At 72.8% G+C, this 13,849-nt stretch carries 17 protein-coding genes; 14 read left to right on the forward strand and 3 right to left on the reverse strand.

Annotation, left to right across the window (positions count from 1 at the left end; all coding sequences use genetic code 11):
• Nucleotides 1–19 precede the first annotated feature (19 nt).
• Nucleotides 20–691, reverse strand: coding sequence for a DUF2237 family protein (locus R2740_RS05270; RefSeq protein ID WP_371301622.1), 672 nt, complete (start codon nucleotides 689–691; stop codon nucleotides 20–22).
• On the reverse strand, nucleotides 688–2,145 hold the full coding sequence (locus R2740_RS05275) for a hypothetical protein (RefSeq protein ID WP_371301623.1): 1,458 nt from the start codon (nucleotides 2,143–2,145) through the stop codon (nucleotides 688–690). Before R2740_RS05275 ends, R2740_RS05270 begins: the two co-directional genes overlap by 4 nt.
• Before the next feature lie 154 nt (nucleotides 2,146–2,299).
• Here R2740_RS05275 and R2740_RS05280 point away from each other — a divergent pair, with 154 nt between their 5' ends.
• The 5 genes from R2740_RS05280 to R2740_RS05300 all read left to right on the forward strand — a co-directional run bounded on the left by R2740_RS05280 (nucleotide 2,300) and on the right by R2740_RS05300 (nucleotide 6,774).
• The gene (locus tag R2740_RS05280) at nucleotides 2,300–4,021 is read left to right on the forward strand and encodes a sulfatase-like hydrolase/transferase (protein ID WP_371301624.1); all 1,722 of its coding nucleotides are present in this window, start codon (nucleotides 2,300–2,302) and stop codon (nucleotides 4,019–4,021) included.
• A gap of 177 nt (nucleotides 4,022–4,198) precedes the next feature.
• Complete coding sequence (locus R2740_RS05285) at nucleotides 4,199–4,402, forward strand: hypothetical protein (RefSeq protein WP_371301625.1); 204 nt, start codon at nucleotides 4,199–4,201, stop codon at nucleotides 4,400–4,402.
• A gap of 156 nt (nucleotides 4,403–4,558) precedes the next feature.
• Complete coding sequence (locus tag R2740_RS05290) at nucleotides 4,559–5,278, forward strand: hypothetical protein (RefSeq protein ID WP_371301626.1); 720 nt, start codon at nucleotides 4,559–4,561, stop codon at nucleotides 5,276–5,278.
• A 9-nt stretch (nucleotides 5,279–5,287) separates the two neighbouring features.
• On the forward strand, nucleotides 5,288–6,091 hold the full coding sequence (locus tag R2740_RS05295) for a hypothetical protein (RefSeq protein ID WP_371301627.1): 804 nt from the start codon (nucleotides 5,288–5,290) through the stop codon (nucleotides 6,089–6,091).
• 11 nt (nucleotides 6,092–6,102) lie between these two features.
• Nucleotides 6,103–6,774 carry a hypothetical protein gene (locus R2740_RS05300; protein ID WP_371301628.1) on the forward strand — a complete coding sequence of 224 codons (672 nt, stop codon included), beginning with the start codon at nucleotides 6,103–6,105 and terminating at the stop codon, nucleotides 6,772–6,774.
• A gap of 203 nt (nucleotides 6,775–6,977) precedes the next feature.
• Here R2740_RS05300 and R2740_RS05305 read toward each other — a convergent pair whose 3' ends face one another.
• Nucleotides 6,978–7,250 (reverse strand): hypothetical protein, encoded by a 273-nt coding sequence (locus R2740_RS05305; RefSeq protein ID WP_371301629.1) that lies wholly within the window; start codon nucleotides 7,248–7,250, stop codon nucleotides 6,978–6,980.
• Between the two features lie 137 nt (nucleotides 7,251–7,387).
• On the opposite strand from R2740_RS05305, the gene R2740_RS05310 reads away from it, so the two are divergent.
• The 9 genes from R2740_RS05310 to R2740_RS05350 all read left to right on the forward strand — a co-directional run.
• On the forward strand, nucleotides 7,388–8,206 hold the full coding sequence (locus tag R2740_RS05310; protein WP_371301631.1) for a CpaF family protein: 819 nt from the start codon (nucleotides 7,388–7,390) through the stop codon (nucleotides 8,204–8,206).
• Nucleotides 8,206–9,060: a type II secretion system F family protein gene (locus R2740_RS05315; protein ID WP_371301662.1), complete on the forward strand. Its 855-nt coding sequence runs from the start codon at nucleotides 8,206–8,208 to the stop codon at nucleotides 9,058–9,060. The genes R2740_RS05310 and R2740_RS05315 overlap by 1 nt, the downstream gene beginning before the upstream one ends.
• On the forward strand, nucleotides 9,057–9,995 hold the full coding sequence (locus R2740_RS05320; RefSeq protein ID WP_371301632.1) for a type II secretion system F family protein: 939 nt from the start codon (nucleotides 9,057–9,059) through the stop codon (nucleotides 9,993–9,995). The genes R2740_RS05315 and R2740_RS05320 overlap by 4 nt, the downstream gene beginning before the upstream one ends.
• 17 nt (nucleotides 9,996–10,012) lie before the next feature.
• Nucleotides 10,013–10,198: a hypothetical protein gene (locus R2740_RS05325; protein WP_371301633.1), complete on the forward strand. Its 186-nt coding sequence runs from the start codon at nucleotides 10,013–10,015 to the stop codon at nucleotides 10,196–10,198.
• On the forward strand, nucleotides 10,198–10,605 hold the full coding sequence (locus R2740_RS05330) for a TadE/TadG family type IV pilus assembly protein (protein WP_371301634.1): 408 nt from the start codon (nucleotides 10,198–10,200) through the stop codon (nucleotides 10,603–10,605). The genes R2740_RS05325 and R2740_RS05330 overlap by 1 nt, the downstream gene beginning before the upstream one ends.
• On the forward strand, nucleotides 10,602–11,069 hold the full coding sequence (locus R2740_RS05335; protein ID WP_371301635.1) for a hypothetical protein: 468 nt from the start codon (nucleotides 10,602–10,604) through the stop codon (nucleotides 11,067–11,069). Before R2740_RS05330 ends, R2740_RS05335 begins: the two co-directional genes overlap by 4 nt.
• Complete coding sequence (locus R2740_RS05340) at nucleotides 11,062–11,514, forward strand: pilus assembly protein TadG-related protein (RefSeq protein ID WP_371301636.1); 453 nt, start codon at nucleotides 11,062–11,064, stop codon at nucleotides 11,512–11,514. The genes R2740_RS05335 and R2740_RS05340 overlap by 8 nt, the downstream gene beginning before the upstream one ends.
• A gap of 250 nt (nucleotides 11,515–11,764) precedes the next feature.
• Nucleotides 11,765–13,288: a sigma-70 family RNA polymerase sigma factor gene (locus tag R2740_RS05345; protein ID WP_371301637.1), complete on the forward strand. Its 1,524-nt coding sequence runs from the start codon at nucleotides 11,765–11,767 to the stop codon at nucleotides 13,286–13,288.
• A gap of 69 nt (nucleotides 13,289–13,357) precedes the next feature.
• On the forward strand, nucleotides 13,358–13,849 hold a 492-nt coding region (locus tag R2740_RS05350; RefSeq protein WP_371301639.1), incomplete at its 3' end, for a class F sortase.

Genomic DNA, 13,849 nt, shown 5'->3' on the forward strand with positions numbered 1-13,849 from the left:
GCTCGCCAGCGCCGGGCGGTCACCCGACGCCGGTGCCGTCGGTGACCGCCAGAGGGTGGCGACCGAGACCGCGACCCAGGCGTTCCGGTTCTTGGTCGAGGGCCGCGCGGCCGCGCCGCGCGAGGGCGCGCCGGCCGACGCGGTCACTCCGGCGCTCGGCGCTTGCCTCGCGGGTGCGGTGCCTGGCGACCCGACCTGGCAGGCGGCGGCGAGGATCGTCGCGGTCACCAGACTCAGCCGCGGTCTCATGCCTCCAGTGTCGCTCAGGTCGAGGCCGCCAGCAGCCACACGGGTCGGGTGGCCTGCGCCAGCGCACCGGGTCCGGCGGCACGTCGACGGCGTACTGCTTCAGCACCTCCAGCGGCACCAGGCGGAGCACCATCTCGTTGGTGGAGGCGAGCACGACGTGGGAGGCGGCGCCGTCGGCGTGGGCGCGGGCCCAGTTGTGGGCGGTGACGCACCAGCGGTCGCCCGGCACCAGGCCGGGGAAGCCGTACTCCGGGCGTGGCGTGGACAGGTCGTTGCCGATGCTGCGCTGGTGGTCGAGGAACTCGGGCGTCACCACCGCGCAGATCGTGTGCATGACCCGTTCGTCGCCCTGGGTGTGGCAGCAGCCGTCACGGAAGAAGCCGGTCAGCGGCTCGGTGCCGCACGGCTCCAGCTCGCCGCCGAGGACGTTGCGCTCGCTCATGACCGGTCACCCTTCACCAGGTTGGTCTCGGGGTCGGGGTCGGGCGCGTGGAGGGACGCGTCGAGCTCGTCCTCGAGGTGGAGCTGCAGCGCCTCGCGCAGCATCGGCGCGAAGTCGTCGGCGCCGTCCTCGTCGGGATAGCTGAGGTACTTCCCGTGCGCCACGCCGGGGATCAACCGCCCGGGCTTGTTGCCGAGCACCGCGCGGTCGCGGATGCCGGTGCCGAACAGCGGCCGCAGCGGGCCGCCGAACCAGTCGCCGAAGAAGCCGTAGCGCACCGGGTAGAACAGGTTGGTCCAGCGGACCACGGCGTACGGCGCGCTGTGGGTGAGCACCCGCCGCCCGCGGTTGTCCCAGGTGTACCTCCCGACACCGAGGTCCTTGCCCTCGACGATCTGCGACCCACGCCGCGGCGGACAGGTCGGGAACTGCGCGATGCGCTTCGCGGCGTCGAACTCCTTGCGGTTCTTGGTGTAGAGCAGGTCGGCGAAGTACATCGGCGTGCCGAAGGTGACCAGGTCGGTCACCAGCCACGGGTTGCCGCGCGACCGCAGGCTCTGCCAGAGCGCGAACTGGGCGTCCTGGTAGGCGTCGAGCGCCGCCGGGTCGACCTCCGCGTCGGTGCGCTTGTCGAAGAGCACCTCAGCGGCGTCCTCGAGCGCGTCGGCCTCCGGCCACCTCGCCGCCTTGGCGTCGGAGACCGGCCCCTCGTGCAGGTTGCACAGGTCGGGCCAGAGGTAGGCGAGCGCGTCGTAGGCGATGTAGGCGCCGAGGCTGTGCGCGGCGATCACCACCCGGTGGTAGCGCCCCTTGTCGTGCAGCCCGCGGAGCAGCTCGATCATCCCCGCGCGGACGTCGCGGCGCACGGCGTAGGACCGCGGCGAGGTGTCGAGATAGCGCACCACGTCGACGAACGTCTTGGTGACGGTGTTGCCCAGCAGGTGCAGCACCCGCACCGCCAGCACGGCCACCAGGCCCTCGCCGACGACCAGGGCGGTCAGCCCGGCCACGCTCCACTCCAGCGTCCGCACGCTGGTCACGGCGAGCACCACGAACCCGACGATGAGCCCCCAGATCAGCACCCAGGCGCCGCGCAGCCCGGCCGGCGCGGTCCACGGCGGGCGGACCAGCAGCCGGAGCGTGGTGCGGAGCATGTCGGTGAGCTTGTTGCCGGTCATCTTGTAGGACCAGTGGTACTCGAAGAACTCCGTCTGGCCGTAGATCACGCCGTGCCGCGAGGCCACCCGCGGCGCCAGGCAGCGGCGCGCCTCGAACGAGTCGGTGATCCCCTCGGGCCGCGAGTAGTACTTCCGCTGCCCGGACACCTTCGGCAGCGCCGACCTCACGAAGCGGTGCAGCGTCTCCAGCGGCAGCTGCTCGCCCATCCCGTGCACCACCACCACGGCGGTACGCCGGATGGCGGGATGCTCCTCGTTCTCCTCGCGCGCGGTCACCCGCCCACCGTGGCGGTTGGGTGCGCGGGTGGCAAGCGGGCCGCCACGTCCGCGCGGGGCGTGTCGCCCGGATCGGCCCGGGCGACCGCTCCGACATAGTCTGAGTCCGCGCAGCGGCCGCGTCCCCGAGGCCGCCCGGGGAAAGGGGCCGGTGGTGGGTCGGTTCGGTGCGGGTGCCCGAGGCCGGCTGCGTGCTGCGCTGGTGGCCGGCCTGGCCGTCGGTCTGCTGGCCGCGATGCCGATCCTCGGTACGACGACCGCCCCGGGCGCGTCGGCCGCGTCGGCCGCGGAGGTCGCCCCGGCGGCGCAGCCCAACGTGGTGGTGTTCCTGCTCGACGACGCGGCGGCCGCCGACCAGCGCTATCTCACGGGGGTCCGCCAGGCACTGGGGTCGGAGGGCCTGACCTTCACCCAGGCGATCGCGCAGAACCCGCTGTGCTGTCCGGCGCGCGCCCAGCTGATGACCGGCCAGCTCAGCCACAACAACGGCGTCCTCACCAACAACGGCGCCTATGGCGGCATCACCTCGATGGTGGAGCCGGACAACACGATCGGCGCCTGGATGCACGACGCCGGCTATCAGACGTCGTTCACCGGCAAGTACATCAACGGCTATCCCCTCAACACCGACCTGTTCGGCCCCGACGGCATCCCGACCGGGTGGGACCACTGGGACGCGTCCCTGCGCGGCGCGACCAACTACTGGCACTACGCGACGTTCGCCGACTGCCCCACGGTCGGTGACACCGCCTGTCAGGACGCGGCCTACGCGCAGCGGCGCTACACGACCACCACCGAGAAGACCAAGACGCTGGCGCTGATCGACGAGCTCCACCAGGTCGACGCGCCGTTCTTCCTCTTCACCTCCTGGACCGCGCCGCACAAGGACGACCTCGGCCCCTTCGGCACGAACAAGTACCCCAAGGCGCCGCCGCGCTACCGCCGCCCCTCGGACGCCAAGGACTTCGACCGGCTGATCGCCAGCAAGCCGTCGTTCAACGAGCCGGACACCTCCGACAAGACCCCCGACCTCCGCAACAAGCCGCGCGCGAAGATCGCGAAGGACGCGAAGCCCAACTACGTCGGCCGGGTGCGGGCGCTGCGGGCCGCCGACGAGGCGATCACCGAGATCGTCGACCACCTCAAGGAGATCGGCGAGTTCGACAACACGCTGGTCGTCTTCACCTCCGACAACGGGTTCCTCAACGGCGAGCACCGGCTGCTCTACAAGAAGTGGGAGTTCACCGAGTCGCTGGACATCCCGCTGATCCTGTCGTGGCCCGACGGCGGCATCCCGGTGGGCAGGTCGGACCGGAGCGCGACCCTGGTCGACGTACCGGCCACGATCCTCGCGGCCTCGGGCGCGACGTCGCAGCGCTCGTCGGTCGACGGCGTCTCGCTCCTCGACACCCTGCCGACCACGGTGCAGCGCTATGACCCGACGCCGCTGCTGATCGGGTCGGGCCGGGAGTATGCCAAGCCCGAGGACCCGGGCTGGTCCTACCAGGGCCTCCAGTGGGGCCCCTACATCTGGACCCGTCACTGGGGCGCTGGCGGCAGGTGGACCGCCCAGCAGTTCTACGACCTCCAGGACGACCCCTACCAGCTGCGCAGCCGCGCCCAGAGCCCGTGGTACCGCAAGAACATCATCCGCACGATGCGGGAGTACTACGTCGCGCTGAAGGCGTGCGCCGGCCCCGAGCAGTGCGTGCCGCCGGACCGCGCGCCGATCCGCGCCTTCGACCCCGACAAGGACGGCCTCTGGTCGTGGTACGAGCGGAACGTCTACGACACCGACCCCCGCGACCCCGACACCGACGGCGACGGGTTCATCGACGGCAAGGACAAGCACCCGCTCGACCCTGCCCGACACTGAGCCCCGCACCGACGAGCCGCTCGCGGCGCAACCGCTCGGACAGACAATCGGACCACGGAGGGCAAGGGTCCCGCTCGAGGCAGGTCGCTGGTCGCGCCATTGTCTGTCCGAGTGGTTGCCAGCCGCCTTCGGTGGGCCGTGAGTCAGCTGGCCGTGATGACCCTCCAGCGGTCGACCATGGCTCGGCGCCTCCTGATGGCGTTGGCGTCCGGGGTCGCAGTCCTCACGCTGCTCTTCCTGCTGTCGGGCCTGGTGTTCTACGGGGACGAGGTGGGCGTCACCCTGACGATGATCCTCGGGGTCGTGGCGCCCGGGCTGGTGGTCGCGCTCCTGGCCTCGGGCCGCGACTGGTACGCCGACGTACCCCGGCGCAGTCGCTAGCCCGACCGGTTCCCCTCCAGACGTTCGCCCTTCCGGCGGAGGCCCCGGGTCTCCGGCACGCGTGAGTGGGCCGCCTCCGTATCACGCGCTCGCGTGACGACTCCTCCTTGTCATCACCTGGTCATCACCAGCGGAACGCGATCCGGGAGGGAACCCATGAGTCTCACCGAAGCACGCGAGGTCTTCGTCGCCGTCGAGGAGACGGCGCTCAACGACCTCATCACGGCGGTGTGCGCCACCCGGCCACACCTCCTGCACTACGGGTCGCCGGCCTTCGTGACGGCGTCCAGCACCTCGGCCACGCAGATGGCACCGATCCCGTTCCCCGGGTCGCCGGGGCTGCAGTGGTCGGTGGAGCTGACGATCCCGCGACTCGACCTCTTCAAGGAGGACATGCCGCTGCCGCCCGAGCTGAGCCTCGGACCGGGGCAGTTCAGCCTGGCGACGGAGGTCCGTCTCTGCGTCGACTGCGCCGGGGGGCGCGAGAAGCCCCAGGACGACCCCGACGGTCACGACCATGACCCCAAGGAGCCGCGGGACCCGAGGGACCAGTGGCCTGACGACCGCGACGACTGGGGCAAGGCGCGCCACCCGGTGTGCTGCCGGCTCGGCGTGTATGCCGTCGGCCACCTGGTCAGCACCTGGGTCGGCGGAGAGCGGGCGATCGGCTTCGCCCTCGACGACCTCGAGCTGGTCGACGTCGAGCCGAACGCGCTCGAGTCCGTGCTCGAGTGCCTGCTCGCGATGATCCTGCGCTCGGTGCTGGCCACCCTGTCGCTCCCCGTGTCGGCACTGCAGCTCGACGCGTTCACCCTCACCCCCACCGAGGGGCCCCTCATCGACGTCAACCGGGTCCTCGCCCGCGGCGACTTCTAGGAGAGAGTCATGTCAGAGATCGTTGCCGCCATCGACGAAGGCGCGGCCCAGCAGCTGTTCGACTTCGAGGTCGCCTCACTCGGCACCATGGCCACCAGCGGCGCCTCGTCGCTCGGCCCCTTCGCCGTGACGTACGCCGTCACCGGCATGCTGTCCAACGGCACCATCGACCTCATCGCGCCGGGAACGGTGCGGGTCGCCGACCTCCGCCTGGACTGGCACATCGACCTGAGCTTCCAGCTCGACATCGGGGACTTCATCCCCGACATCCACATCCCGCAGATCTGCGTCCACATCCCGTGCGTGGGCGACGTCTGCACCCCGAAGATCGACATCGTCTGGCCGACCGTGAGCGTCCCGGTGTCCTTCGGCGACTTCGTGAAGACCACCGTCGACCTCGGCGTCGCGATCAGCCTGGTCGCGGCCATCTGGAAGGTCGAGGGCGTCGTCCAGGGTGTGCCGAACCTCCAGTTCGGCGTCGCCACCGCGGCCCTGCTGACCGCCATCGGGCTCGCCGTCGCGGCGGCGGTCGGCTGGGTGCCCCTGATCGGGCCGTTCGTCGCCGTCCTCGTGGCGGCCGTCCTGGCCGCGGTCGGCATCGCGGGGCTGACCGGCCTGCTCGGGCCGATCCTCACCCCGTTCATCTCGGGGACCCGCTTCCCGATCACCGAGGTGCCCGCCCACTTCCAGGTGCTGCCCTCGGCCGGGCCGTTCGACCCCGCGGTCTTCGTGACGGTCGACAGCCTCGGCGCCGAGGTCCAGCACAACCCACCCGAGGACGAGCTCGTCGTCCTCGCCGACATCTCGGCCTGAGGAGCGCCACCATGACGGAGAACCTGGACAGCCGCGCGCTGCGCAACACCGACTGCTACGCCCAGCGCTTCATGAAGCCCGGCCTCTACCCCTACGCGCTGGTCCCGGCCGGCGGCGCCGGCGGCAACGGCGAGCACCCCTACGTCGTCGAGGTCGTCGAGAAGTCCGGCCGCGAGGACCGTGACATGCACCAGACCAGCGTGTCGGTCCGCTTCGTCAAGGAGCGGCACGGCGAGTGCTGCGACGAGCGCTACTCCGACCCCGGCCGGTTCGTGCCCGACCAGGAGCGCGTCACCGTCGAGGCGGGCGACATGGTCGTGTGGAACTCACCCGACGCCGCCACCCGGCCGTTCGCCGTCGAGGGGCAGAAGGAGTTCTTCGGCAGCACCGCCCTCACCAACGAGTGCGGCTACACCCACGTGTTCACCACCCCCGGCGAGCACACCTACGTCGACGCCCTCGGCTCCGGACTCAAGGGCGTGGTCCGGGTGGCCGACCCCCAGGTGAAGGACCGCGACGGCCTGCGGGCCTGGCAGTCCCGGCTGGGGGAGGGGACCCTGGTGATGATCAACGAGGGCCGGCCCGAGCCGGCCGAGGTCGACATCATGCTGGGGCAGACCGTGTTCTTCGCGGTGGTCACCGGCCCCGGCGTGACGATCACCGCGGCAGGGCTGCACTCCTGAGGCCGCCGGCCGGCGCCGCCACGGCGGCGGTCGGCAGCCCGGGGCGCACGGAGCTGCCGGCAGCCGCCCGTGAGTCAGCCTGGGCAAGGTAAAGCCTGTCCACAGATTGACGTGACCCCCTGTTGCTGGATGCGTGGGTTCGCCTAGGTTCGCGGTCAACACCTTCGTTCGGGGGAGGTCTGGATGACGGCGGTCGCTGACGCTCACGGGGAGCTCGTGGAGGCGCTGGACGCGCGGGTGCGCGCCGTCGTACGACGCGAGGGTGTGGACCCGCAGGCCGACGCCGCGCAGGTACGCCGGATCGCCGAGGCCGCCGTGCGCGAGCACGACGAGCGGTCGCTGACCGGGGCGGTGCTGCCGGTGCCAGACCCGGCGGCGATGGTGGCCGAGCTGGTGGCGCGGGTGTCGGGGTTCGGGCCGCTGCAGGAGTTCCTCGACGACCCGACCGTCGAGGAGATCTGGATCAACGACCCCACCCGGGTGTTCGTGGCGCGCCACGGGCGGCACGTGCTGACCAACCTGATGCTGACCTCGGCGCAGGTGACCGAGCTGGTCGAGCGGATGCTGAAGTCGACAGCCGGCGGATCGACATCAGTCAGCCGTTCGTCGACCGATGCTGCCCGACGGCAACCGGCTGCACGTGGTGCTCGAGGGCATCAGTCGCGGGTTCTCGGCGGTGAACATCCGGAAGTTCGTGCTCAAGGCGGCGCGGCTGTCCGACCTGGTCGAACTGGGCAGCCTCACGCCTCCGGCGGCGGCGTTCCTGGACGCCGCGGTGCGCGCGGGGCTCAACATCCTCGTCGCGGGCGGAACTCAAGCCGGCAAGACCACGATGCTCAACTGCCTGGCCGCGGCGATCCCCGGAGGGGACCGGGTGGTCAGTGCGGAGGAGGTCTTCGAGCTCAGGTTCCCACACCCCGACTGGGTGGCCATGCAGACCAGGCAGGCCGGACTGGAGGGCACCGGCGAGGTGCGGCTGCGCGAGCTGGTCAAGGAGTCGCTGCGCATGCGCCCGAGCCGGGTCATCGTGGGCGAGGTCAGGGCCGAGGAGTGCCTCGACCTGCTGCTGGCGCTCAACGCCGGGCTCCCGGGCATGTGCACCATCCACGCCAACAGCGCGCGCGAGGCGCTGGTCAAGATGTGTACGCTTCCGCTGCTGGCGGGCGAGAACATCTCGGCGCGGTTCGTGGTGCCGACCGTGGCCGCCTCGGTCGACCTGGTGGTCCACCTCGGGATCGACACCGCGGGCGCCCGTCGGGTCAACGAGATCGTGGCGGTCCCCGGGCGGGTCGAGCACGACATCATCGAGACCGAGCCGGTCTTCGAGACCGTCGACGGTGCCTTGGTGCGGGCCGGCGGGATGCCGCCGCGCGCCGACCGGTTCGCCCGGGTCGGCGTCGACCTGCCGGCGCTGTTGGGGGCCGCCCCGTGATGGGTGCGATCGTCGGGCTCGGCCTCGGCTGCGGGCTGCTGCTGATCTGGTCGGCGTTCGCGCTGCCGCGCCAGTCCCGCGTCGGCGGACCCCGGGAGGGCCGGCTGGCCAGGCTGCTCACCCAGGCCGGGGTGTCCTCGGTGACGCCGCGAAGCCTGGTGGTCCTGTGCGGGGCGCTCGCGGTCGTGGTGGGCGGGGCGATCCAGCTGCTGTCCAGGACGCCGACCGTCGCTCTGGTGTTCGCGGTGATGGCGGGCTACCTGCCGGTCGCTCTGCTGCGGTCGCGGGCGCGCCGGCGGCTGCGGGAGTTCGCCGAGGTCTGGCCCGAGGCGGTCGACAACCTGGCCTCCGCGGTCCGTGCGGGGCTCTCGCTGCCTGACGCGCTGGCGGGTTTGTCGGTCCGCGGCCCCGAGCCGCTGCGGCCGGCGTTCGAGCGGTTCGCGGTCGACTACCAGGTGACCGGCCGCTTCGGCGACAGCCTCGACCGGCTCAAGGCCCAGCTGGCGGACCCGGTCGGCGACCGCGTGGTCGAGGGGCTGCGGGTCGCCCGCGAGGTGGGCGGTGGCCAGCTCGGGCGGCTGCTCCGCAACCTGTCGGGCTACCTCCGCGACGACCTGCGCACCCGATCGGAGATGGAGTCGCGACAGTCCTGGACCATCAACGGCGCCCGGCTCGCGGTCGCGGCACCGTGGCTCGTGCTGCTGATGCTGTCGGCGCAGGGCGAGGTGATCCAGCGCTACGCCAGCCCGGTCGGGTTCGCGATCCTGGTCGGCGGCGCGCTGCTGTGCCTCGTGGCCTACCGGCTGATGATGTGGATCGGGCGGCTGCCCACCGAGCGGCGGATCCTCTCGTGAGCGCGGCGGTCTGGGGCGGGGTGCTGGGAGCCACGGCAGCCGGCGGGGCCTGGCTGGCGGCGTCTCGGGTGGCCGCCGTACGCCGGCCGCAGCTGGCCTCGAGGGTGATGCCGTTCCTCCGCGACCTGCCGCAGCCCGACGGACTCCGCGCGGCCACGCCCGCGGCCGGAACGACCAACCCGCTCGCCGCCGTCTTCGGCCCGAGCCTGCAACGCGCCGCCGCCGGTGTGGAGCGGGTGCTCGGCGGGTCGACCTCGGTGCGCCGCCGCCTCGAGCGCGCCGGCCTGGACCGCAGCGTGCACGACTTCAGGGTCCAGCAGGTGGTGTGGGGGCTGGTGGCCCTGATCGGGGCGGCGGTGATCGGCGTGGTGCGCTCGATCGCCGACCCAGGCGCGGTGGTCACGTCCCTGGTCCTCTGCGGCCTGGCGTTCGTCGGAGGGGTGGTCGCGTGCGACAACCGGCTGACCAGCCTGGTCACCCGCCGTGAGCGAGAGATCCTGCTGGAGTTCCCGGTGCTCGCCGAGCTGCTGGCGCTCGCGGTGGCGGCAGGGGAGGGGCCGGTGGCCGCGCTCGACCGCGTGGTCCGCCGCAGTGGTGGCGAGCTGTCGCGCGAGCTGGCGACCGTGCTCGCCGCGATCCGCACCGGTGAGCCGGTCAGCTCCGCCTTCGACCGGCTGGCCTCGCGCACCGGCGTCCCTCTGGTCGCGCGGTTCGCCGACGGCATCTCGGTCGCGGTCGAGCGGGGCACCCCACTGGCCGACGTGCTGCACGCGCAGGCGGCCGACGTCCGCGAGGCCGGCCGCCGCGAGCTGATCGAGTCCGCCGCGCGGCGGGAGGTCCTGATGATGGTCCCGGTGGTCTTCGTGATCCTGCCGGTCACCGTCCTGTTCGCGTTCTGGCCCGGCGTGGTCGGGCTCAGCCTGACCACACCATGAAGGAGACGAGGGAGACGATGAGACGAACGCAGGTGGTGCTCTATCTCTGGCTGACCGCGCCCCGACGGCGTGACGAGCGCGGCGACGTGCCGGGGTGGGTGCTGGTGACGGTGATGACCGCGGGGCTGGTGGCGCTGCTCTACGCCATCGCCGGCGACCGGCTCACCGCGCTGCTCAAAGAGGCGCTCAGCGGCGTGAGCTGATGGCGATCCGGGAGGCGCGCCGAGGAGGCCGTCGCCGCAGCCAGCGCGGGTCGGCAGTGGTCGACTTCGTGCTGGTGATGCTCGTGCTGGTGCCGCTGTTCCTCGGGATCATGCAGGTGGCGCTGGTGCTCCATGTCCGCAACACGCTGGTCTCGGCGGCCAGCGAGGGAGCGAGGTACGGCGCCACGGCGGACCGCGGGCCGGCCGATGCCGAGGCCAAGACCCGCGAGCAGATCCTGACCGCGCTGTCCCCGCGCTACGCCCAGCACGTGGTCGCGCGACCCGCCTCGGTCGGTGGCGCCCCCGGCATGGAGGTGCGCGTCGAGGCCGACGTACCGGCGCTGGGGCTGGGTGCGTTCGCCGTCCATCTCAGCGTGGCCGGCCACGCGGTCGAGGAGGCGCCGTGAGGCGGCTCCTCCTTGCAGCGCGTCGTCGCGACGAGGCCGGGTCGGCGCTCGTGGAGCTGGTCTGGCTCGGCATCCTGCTGCTGGTGCCGGTGGTGTGGATCGTGCTGTCGGTCTTCCAGGTGCAGCGCGGTGCGTTCGCCACGACCGGCGCGGCGCGGGCGGCCGGACGGGCCTACGCGCTGGCACCCGACGACGCGACCGGGCGGGAGCGCGCGATGGCCGCGGCCCGGCAGGCGTACGCCGACCAGGGCATCGACGGCGCCCCCGTCGAGCTGACGATCAGCTGCACGCCCTACCCCGCCTCCTGCCACTCGGGCGGCTCCGTCGTCACCGTGGTGGTGCGCAGCCGTGTCGACCTGCCCCTGCTGCCCGACGTGCTCGGCAGCGGCTCGCCGAGCTTCCGGCTCGACGCGACGCACCGGGTGCCGATCGGCCGCTACGTCGAGGTGGACGCCGGTGGCTGAGCGGCGGCGTCGCGACGAGCGCGGCAGCACGATGGTGATGATCATCGGCTTCGCCGCGGTGCTGCTGATGCTGACCGCGGTGGTGGTCGACGCGTCGGCGGCCTATCTCGAGCGGCAGGGCCTGGACAACCTCGCCGACGGCGCGGCGCTGGCCGGCGCGGACGCCGGCGCCTCGGGGGAGGACGTCTACACCACCGGTGTCGACGAGGAGCGGCTGCGGCTCTTCGCCGACTCGGCCCGCGCCGGGGTCGACGACTACCTGGCCCGCTCCGGTGCGTACGCCGACCACCCCGGGCTGCGGGTCGCGGTGAGCGTCGACCCGGCCGCCCGGTCGGTGACGGTGCGGCTGCGCGCTCCGCTGACGCTCCCGCTGCACGTCCCCGGCTCTCCCGAGCGCGCCGTCATCGGCGCCACCGGTTCGGCGGTCGTCAGCCCCCAGCGCTGATCCGAGCAACCACTCGGACAGACAATCCGGCCCGCAGCGGGCGGCGGCCGCGCTCGGGACAGGCCACGGAACGGGCGATTGTCTGTCCGAGTGGTTGCCGGGCGCCCAAAACCGCCCACGAAAACCTGTAAGCCTCGGCCGTCTCGCTGCTCCTACCTGGGCAAGCACCCCGTGCGACCACCCGGAAGGGGACCGATGTGCACTCCCTCGCGCCACGACACCACGCGAGCCCCGAGCCTAGGATGTCTCGATGACCGCGGCCGGTGGGGCGTCCGACGCTCAGCTGGTGATCTGCGTCCTCGACGGCGACCGCGAGGCGTTCGCGGAGGTCTACGAGCGCTACTCCGACCGGCTCTTCGACTTCGCGGTCGGCATGCTGCGCAACCGGGAGGACGCCGCGGACGCGGTGGCCGACTCGTTCGTCACGATGGCCGAGCGGCTCGAGCAGCTGCGCGACCCCAGCCGGCTGCGGCCGTGGCTGTACGCCGTCGTGCGGCGTGAGTGCCTGCGCCGCCTGAAGGCCCGTCAACGGGTGGCGTTCGGCGACGACGACCAGCTCGCGGCGGTGCCCGACCAGGGCGCCGGACCCGACGAGCAGGCCGAGTCGGCGGCGATGCGCGAGCTGGTGTGGGCGGCGGCCGAGGGGCTCAACGAGCGCGACCGGGCGGTGCTCGACCTGCACCTGCGGCACGGCCTGGAGGGTCAGGAGCTCGCCGACGCCATGGAGATCAGCGCCGGCAACGCCTACACCAGCCTCAACCGGCTCAAGGGCCAGCTCGAGCGGGCCCTCGGCGCGCTGCTGGTCGCCCGGCAGGGCAGCGCCGACTGCGCGGCGCTGGCCGACGTGCTGCAGGGCTGGGACGGCACCTTCTCGGTGCTGATGCGCAAGCGGGTCGCCCGGCACATCGACCAGTGCCTGGTCTGCGACGAGCGCCGGGTCGCCCTCGCACCGCTGTCGCTGGTGGCCGGCGTACCGATCCTGCTGGCGCCCAGCTCGCTGCGCGACCGGGTGCTCGGCGACTCCCGGCTGGTGTCCTTCCTGACCGACGAGCCGCCGGCCGAGCAGCAGCCCGCCGCCCAGCCCCGCGACGCCCACATCGAGACCCCCGTCGACCCGGTGCCGACCGAGGCCGGGGCCGCGCCGGTCGTCGCGGCCGACCGGAGGCGGCGGCTGGCGGGATGGCTGTCGCTGGTGGCCGCGCTGCTCGCGATCGCGACGTTGGTGGGGGCCTCCCTGCTCCAGCGCGAGCCCACCGAGGTCGCCCAGCTCGACGCCGGGCTCGGCGAGTCGCCGTCCGCGCAGGCGGCGCCGCCCGTCGACCCGTCGTTGCTGCCCAGCCCCGACCCGCTGACACCCGGGCCGACGACCGCACCGCCCACACCGGTGCAGCCGCCACCCACCACGGTCGCGCCGCCGACCAGCGCGCCGCCGTCGTCGGCACCACCCGCGCCGGCCGGCTTCATCGCCGTGACCCCGTCGCTGCTCGACCTCGGCGACGTCGCCCGGGCCGGTGACGTGACGCTGACCAACACCGGCACGGTGCCGGTCGACTACACGATCACGCCCGGCGCCGCCTGGGTGCTGCCCCGGGCCGGCGGCTCGTTGGCGCCGAAGGAGTCGACGGTCGTGTCGATCTTCATCGACCGCAACGCCCTGCAGGTCGGCACCTCGGAGACGACCGTGACCGTGGCCTGGGCGACCGGCGCCTCGTCGTTCACGGTGCGGGCGACCAAGGTGGCGCCGAGCAACGGCCCCTCGATCGCGGTGCCCTAGCGAAACCTGTAAGACCGGGGCCCCGCCGCGCTCCCACCGGTGACAAGTCACCGACCAGAGGAGCACGTCATGCGTCGTGTCATCCAGCTCGCCGTCCTCGCCGTCGCGGTCATCATCGCGGCCGCGGGGGCCCTGATCGCCCTCCAGCTGCCGCACGCCGACTCCGGACCGGCGGCGCCCGCGGGCGGCGTACCCACCGCCGACGCGCGGCCCGACCGCAGCGCCCGGACCGTCCGGATCGGCACGCCCACCCGTGTCGTGATCCCGGCGATCGACGTCGACGAGTCGCTGACCGGCCTCGGCCTGCAGGCCGACGGCGCCATGGAGATGCCGGCGTTCGGCTCCGCCGGGTGGTACGACGAGGGGCCGCGGCCCGGCGCCGCCGGCGGCGCGGTCGTGGTCGCGCACGTGCGCGGGCCGGCCGGGCCCGATGTCTTCTGGGACCTGCACACCCTCCAGCCGGGCGACCGGGTCGTCGTCCACGGCAGCCGCGCGCGGGTGCGCTTCGTCGTGGTGTCGAGCGAGACCGTCGCCAAGGAGCAGCTGCCCTATGACCGGATC

The sequence above is a fragment of the Nocardioides sp. genome (assembly GCF_041393715.1).
Taxonomy (GTDB): domain Bacteria; phylum Actinomycetota; class Actinomycetes; order Propionibacteriales; family Nocardioidaceae; genus Nocardioides.